Here is a 6912-nt window from a genome sequence, read left to right on the forward strand (position 1 = left end):
TTCATTGAATAATATACTCTTTTAGCTTATCTATTGCATCTTTAGTATAGTTGTGATGATATTTTGCATACACAGTGATCGCTGCACCGGGGGGAGTCGGATGAGTGTCGCTATCGTCGCGAATTCGAAGGTGAGAGCGAAATCATCGCCTCGCGACAAAAGATCCGAGGGCTCCGAGGTCGGACGCACCTTCCGAGCACCGCCGCAAGTGCTTCGCATGGGGATCGGCGCGCTGATAGACGGCTCGTCGGCCAAGGTCATTCTGTTTCGTGCGCCGGCAGGTTTTGGCAAGACGACCGCGATGCTGCAGCACCGGCGCCGGCTAAGAGAGCGGGGTATCACCACGGCATGGTTGACGCTCGATGGCGCAGACAATGATATCTCGCGCTTTGTTGACCGTCTCGATGCTGCGGTGGAAGACATCCCACTTGACGGTCGCGCGACTCTTTCCGCCGCGCGCAACGCCGTCGCTAGGTCCCGAGCCGTCGCGGAACTGGCGCTCGATCTTGTGGAGCGCCTATCGAACCGCGTCGAACCGTATACCTTGTTCCTCGATCAGTTCGAGCACGTCGAGACACCCGCTGTATTGGCGCTGGTTCGCCAAGTACTAGAGAATCTGCCTCGCCATGGGCAGTTGGTAATCGGTTCGCGCGGCCTGCCGGATCTTGGCCTGGGCCGCCTGCGTGCTCATGGGCACTTGCTGGAAATCGAAGCTTCAAGCCTACGCTTTTCGATCGAAGAGACTACAGAGTTCTTTGCTCGTCACCGGCATACGGCCTTGACCCTGGACGATCTGTCAGGGCTGCAGCAGAAGACGGACGGCTGGGTGACCGCACTATCGCTGGCTTCGGCCGCTCTAGAGCATCACCCCGCTCATCGGGACTTTATCAGACGCTTTTCTGGATCGGATCGTTCGCTAACGGACTATCTGGTCGAAGAGATTCTGGCCAAGCAATCGACGAACGTGAGGGAGTTCCTGTTGCGCACGAGCGTTCTCAAGTATCTGAGTGCCCCGTTGTGCAACGCGTTGCTGCCGGAAGAGAACAGCGCGGTGATGCTACGGCAACTCGAGTCCGCGAGCGTTTTCGTTACGCCGATTGAAGGCGAAGAGCGGACCTACCGCTACCATAGCCTCTTTTCGGACTTCCTGCGGGCACAACTAGTGTTGGAGCTGCCCGAAGAGCCGCCGCGTTTGCACTGCTTGGCAGCGAGCTGGTACGAAGCGCAGCAACGGCCGGTGCCAGCGATCGATCACAATATTGAAAGCGGTGACTTCGAACACGCAATTCACCTTTTGGAGCGCCACGCAACGTCGCTGCTGTCCGAAGGGCGGGTGCGACTGTTGTCACGGTGGTTCTCAGCGCTACCTGCTGGCGCGCTACGTGACAAGCCGATGCTGCGGGTCGTTGAAATTTGGGCGAGGACCGGGACCTGGGGCCCTCATCGGGGCATGGAACTGTTACAAAGCTCTGACCTTGAGGCGTCGCGGGACGAACAAGTGCTCCCTTATATCCGTGCGCTACGCCCGGTTCTTTTGGCAGCGATGGATCGTTATGAGGACGCCAATAAAGTTGGACGCGAGGCCCTGTCCATGCTGCCAACCTCAGTCCCGCTCGCCGATGCGCTGCTGGCCAATTCGATGGCAGCCGTCCTGTCGGTACTAGGGGAAGAGAAAGAAGCGAAGCGCTTGCTTGAAGCAGCTCGCCGCACCCAAGGCGAATCAGTAAGTGCGTTGAACATGATGTACTCGGAGACCGTGGACGCGATCAGCGACCTACGTGCGGGACGCTTGCGTGAGGCCACCGCCCGTTTCCGCGTGGCCACGATTGCAAAGGGTACAGCTTGGTCTGGTGTGTTGTACGCTGAAACCCTTTACGAAGGTAACGACCTGCAGCGCGCCACCCAACTTCTGCGGGTCTACATGCCTCTGATCGGGAAAATTGGCGCGGCCGACCAAATGATCCTCGGCCATGTCATGCTGTCACGCATCGCCTTTAGTAGCGGGGATGTCGATCAAGCCTTCGAACATCTGGCCGAGCTCGAATACATCGGTCGTCAGCGACAGTTGCCTCGCGTCGTGGCGAGCTCGAAACTAGAGCGGGCGCGCGTAAGGTTGCTGCAGGGTTACGAGCAAGCTGCCAAGGACGAACTAGACCGAGCGAATGACCGCGAAGTCTGGCAACGCGTCGGGCGGCTACGCCTCCCGGCCAACGATCTCGAAGATATGGAGCTCGGTCAGTTGCGGTGGGCAGTCCTAGCGGGCAAGCCGCAGGAAGTCCTGACCCGACTTGAGCGGGCGATCAGTGATGCTAAAGCGGCTTCGCGCGATCGCCGTGCACTCAAGCTCCTTCTGATACTCGGTATCGGACAATATCGCGCCGGAAATGCTTCTGCGGCAGTTGCAACAATGCAGCAGGTACTGAAGGTGGCCTGCGGCGAAGGCTTCGTCCGGCTGATCTTGGACGAAGGCTTTCACGCAGGCCGGTTGCTCAAGCTATTTGAATCAGCTTATCGAGCCAACGGTGGCGCCTGCCGTGATCCGAGGTTCACAGAATACCTGCGACGATTGTTACTGGCCTTCGGTCCCGTATTGACCGAAGCTGAAGTCGTCGAAGCACAATCTCCGAACGCCCCGCTGGAGCCGTTGACCTGTAAGGAGATGCGAGTGTTGCGTCTATTAACGGAGGGCGGCTACTCCAACAAGGTAATCGCAAAAAAGCTTTTTGTTTCCGATAGCACCGTGCGTACCCATTTGCGCAACATCAATGCCAAACTCGATGCTCGCAGCAGAGCCCAGGCGGTCGCGATTGCACGCCGCCTCGGTATGATCGGCTGAGACTCGATCAGGGTCGGGAAGGATGGCAATGACATTCTACATTCGTCTCGATGCGGGCGGGCTTTAACACCGACATTCTCCCAGGCAGGAGGCGCTCTACGCCACCTCACCGTTCACGCGGCAATAGGTCGGGAAGTAGGGCTGGGTCAGCTCCGCGCGAGCGCGTAGGCAACCTCCGTTTCGTCGAAACAAAGCTTCTTGCCGCCTTATCGAGCAGGCCGCAGAGGGCGAAGACGCCGGTCCACGCAACGGCACCGATCTAGCTGCGGACGACGATGTCGATCGGCGCCGGTTACGTCGGCTGCGTTCAGGTCGCTCGCCTCATAACTCCAAAAAAGGCTCAAGGAAAGGGAGCTCGGCGGAACGTCAAATCGTCGGTTTAGACGAAGACAGCTTAGACAAGAGATCTTATCAACCTCCCTAACTAACAGCGAGGGGGGAAGATGATTGAGGGCCAATCCAAGGCTCAGTGGCGGGTCTTCTCGTCATGACTGCCCCCCATCAAATAAATAGTTCGTCTAGTCCTCCGGCGGGACCCGCTGCGGAAGGAGCCTACAGGCGATCCATCACAAAGATTGTTATGTTCATGGGGGGCTTTCATGATGAAAGGCTACAGCAAAGCAATAGCGATGACGTCCATCGCGACTCTCGGTGCGATCAATATCGCGTGCGCAGCGGACTTGCCGACCAAGACCGCTCCTGTGAAATTCGTCGATGCTCCGTTCTTTCTCATAAACGACAATCGACTGACCTACGCTTATGATTTCGACACTCCATCTACAGGTTTCGGTCGTCCGGGTACAAATACCAAAACCAATCGGCAAGTAATTGCTTTTACTCACTTCGATGCTTGGGCTTACGGCACCAACGCGCTCGACGTAGGGTACGTCAAATTCGACCAAAATCACCCTGCGAATCCTTGCCTGGCGCCAGGAACGGGGACGTGTGACGGAGCGACGGAGTCCTACGCGTTCATCCGGAGCACGTTAGGATTCAACGAAATCTTTAATACCAAGGCTTTTTCGGTCGGCCCCTTGAGGAACGTCTCGTTCGAAGTCGGCGGTGGGTATGCGGCCGTAAACGACTTTTTGCAGCTTCAGACCCAGCACGCCGTCGCCGGACTGCAATTCGCCTTCAACTTGCCTTATAAGGGATTCTTCAACATCGCTCCGATGGTCCACCTGTCATGGTACGAATCCCCGCTTGTAGCGCCGGGATCGCCATTCGTTCCGCCGGGTTTTCCAGGTGTTCCCTATGGGCATCTTGATTTTAACCCGACGTGGACGATCGAAGCGAATTACTACATGAATTTGGGCTTTCTACCAGAATCTATACCGCTGGCCATTAGCGGGCGCGGCTATGTTATCGGGCCAAAGGGGACCGGATATGCCGCTGGTCTTCTCCCGGCTGCAGGATTTCCCACGACCAAGACCGAGATTATTGCGGAGCCGGTCCGGTTGACGCTCGATGTGAGCAAGATGGCCTGGGGTGACAAATATTCACACTTTGTCGACGTTTGGGTGGCTTACAAATATCGCAAGAATATCACCGGGGCAGACAATTCGCTCGATCCACTGTGCGTTGGAGGCACTTGTACCGGATCGTCGGTATATACCGGCACAACTGTTAAGTTCTGATCGTTTCAGGGCGGGTCTGGACGTGAATGATGCTGGCTACGCTACGTCACTATCAATACTCGTCGTCCAGACCAATCCGCGACGAGCCGGGCTTTGAGTTCAGTACGTCTTGAGCGTAGTGAGCCCACCGGTATTGGCGCGGGCCTTGGCGGCAAGCAAGATCTCTCTCATCCGCTTGATCACTGGCGGTTCGAGTGCCTCGATCGTCGCGGCGATTTGAGGATCAAGAATTCCCTTGCGCCCATAACGTCCGCGAACGTCACTGGCGTGGCCGAGGATGCGGTCACGAGTTCGCTGCGCGATGCCGTCGCTGTCAAGCCAGTCGGCCATGAGGTGACGCGTGCTGTAGAGTGTCAAGTCGGCACGGCTCGACTTCAGAATCTTCTTCGCGTATTGCCAGGACTTGCTCAGCGGCTGAGACCAGCGCTGCGTGCCGTCCTTCCTGACGTACACGTCCCATTCAGGGAACAGGCGCTCTTCGCCCTTGTCCATCAGGTCCTGCATCCGTTCGAGGAGGCCCAATTCGATCAGCAGGGGATGGATCGGGATCACGCGCCCGGCGGCGTTGGTCTTGAGGTTGCGCAGATCCTGGAGCGCGACGCGTCCGCCGCGAGCGTCAAACGGCCGCAGGTCGAAGTAGAAGAACTGCTCGTCGGTCCTGATGTCGGCGCATCTGAGTTGGCCTACCTCGCCCGGACGCATGCCGGTCAAGATGCAGATCAGGAAGCCCCAGTAGATGTGCGATTGGACGAAGTAGCCGCCCGGTTGCCAGACGTGCACGCGGTTCTTGCAGCCGGTAAACAGCGGCTGCTTCAGCAGCGTGATCAGCTCCTCGTCGTCAAACGCGTCGCGCGGCAGGGGCGCGAGGTTCTCCGGATCGATGCACTCGAAAGTGTAGCGAGGGCCGCTGTAGTGCTTCTCCAGGATCGCCCAGTCGACGAATTTGTTGAGGCCGCCCCAGTACCTGCTCTTGATCGTGGTCGTGGTGAGGCGCGTGAGCTCGGACCAGCCGTTCGTTTCCGCATACTTGTAGCGTTCGAACAGCGTCTTGGAAAACGCGCGCGGGATGTTGTCGCGGTTCGGGATGTCCGGTAACGCCTCGTCGAGCCGCTTCCACTTGTCGACAGTGAGCTCGTTCATCCGTGGGTCGCCCAAGAAGTCGATCGCGAACTGGACGACGGATTCGGCCTCTCCGCGACCTTTCATCTTGTGCTGGCGCTTGCGCCCGGCGGGTCGCAGAAATTCCTGAAGCAGCGCGGACATGTGCTCGGATGAGCTCGTAGCTGCACCTTCGGGCCCGGGTGGCTCCGTCGGATTGGCGGGCGCGGTCGGGACGATGGCCGGCGCCAACGGGGCGACGTTGGCCGGCACCAGCTGAGCCACACGCTGGGCCACCGCATCCTGAACGAGACGATCGATCATGGCGATTGGGTCGAAAGTGTCCGGGCGGCCGGTTGAGGCCGCTTTCGGTTCGGGCGCCCAGCCTTCGCTGGCCGCCTCGTTGGCCTCGCGGCGGCCGACTTCGTAGGAGCGGCGTACGTTTAGGCGGGCAACCTTGCTTTCGGCGGCCTTGTTCTGGTTGACGAAGTCGACCCACCGGCTCGGCATTTCAGGGAACCGCATCGGATAGGCATAGCCGCGCTCCTGCGACCTCGCGAGGAAGCGCCGGACCTCATGCTCGAACGCACAGCGCTCGGCCAGAAGCCGCTCGTCGGCCGGTGACCCACGACCGACGTAGGCATGCAGCCGGGCGTCGAGCATGTTGCCTAAAGCTTCCAGGTCTGGAGCCTCGATCAGCTCCTGTACCCATCCGAGATTGTCCACCAGTCGTCTCCGGGCCTCGCCAAAGTCCGCCGTTCTGAGGCTGACACGGAGGAGGGGGAGCCCAAAGAGCCTTGCTGCCTGTTTCCCCAACCGAATCTGCAGGAAATACCGACCGTCGCCACGCCGGGCGAGGTAGGAGGGACGAGCCACGTCAGCCTTTCCGGAGGCGGCCGAAAGTGAGACATCCGGTTGAGATGTCACACCGTCAAATCCGCTACTCCAAATCAGCCAATGCTTTGAAAAATCAGTGGATTTTTCCTATGGCCGGGTCTGGCAGCGTTTCCCTCTCTCGCTACCATCTCCTTTCTTTTGGACGCACAGATTGACGGTTCCGCCAGTGGGCCGACGATGCGTTTCTTCACATGTCAAACAGCCTGACGGTGTCATCACCCGCGCATGCGGGTGATCCAGTATTCCAGAGGCCGTCGCGCTTGAACCGATGCGCCGCGGCGTACTGGATCCCCGCGTTCGCGGGGATGACATTGAAATATGCGTCCGCATTCTCGCGACATGTTTTGTCCGAGTCTTGCTTTTCGTTCCGCCCTCGCTCTGTAGCGAGGGCGCAGGGAAGACCGGGTGCGCGCCGCACCCGCGGTCCCGTGCGCCATGTGCACA

The 6912-nt window shown here is 58.9% G+C and carries 3 protein-coding genes; 2 read left to right on the forward strand and 1 reads right to left on the reverse strand.

What is annotated here, in order from left to right; genetic code table 11:
• Positions 1-100: 100 nt before the first annotated feature.
• Together JQ604_RS19765 and JQ604_RS19770 are read left to right on the forward strand one after the other, a co-directional pair.
• Entirely contained in the window at positions 101-2836 is a 2736-nt protein-coding gene (locus JQ604_RS19765) for a LuxR C-terminal-related transcriptional regulator (protein ID WP_212359963.1), read from the forward strand.
• Between the two features lie 599 nt (positions 2837-3435).
• Positions 3436-4473, forward strand: coding sequence for a hypothetical protein (locus tag JQ604_RS19770; RefSeq protein WP_249158385.1), 1038 nt, complete (start codon positions 3436-3438; stop codon positions 4471-4473).
• Between the two features lie 99 nt (positions 4474-4572).
• Here JQ604_RS19770 and JQ604_RS19775 read toward each other — a convergent pair whose 3' ends face one another.
• On the reverse strand, positions 4573-6297 hold the full coding sequence (locus JQ604_RS19775) for a tyrosine-type recombinase/integrase (protein ID WP_212359966.1): 1725 nt from the start codon (positions 6295-6297) through the stop codon (positions 4573-4575).
• Between the last annotated feature and the right edge of the window lie 615 nt (positions 6298-6912).

It is taken from the genome of Bradyrhizobium jicamae (genome assembly GCF_018130695.1).
In the GTDB taxonomy this organism is placed as follows: domain Bacteria; phylum Pseudomonadota; class Alphaproteobacteria; order Rhizobiales; family Xanthobacteraceae; genus Bradyrhizobium; species Bradyrhizobium jicamae_B.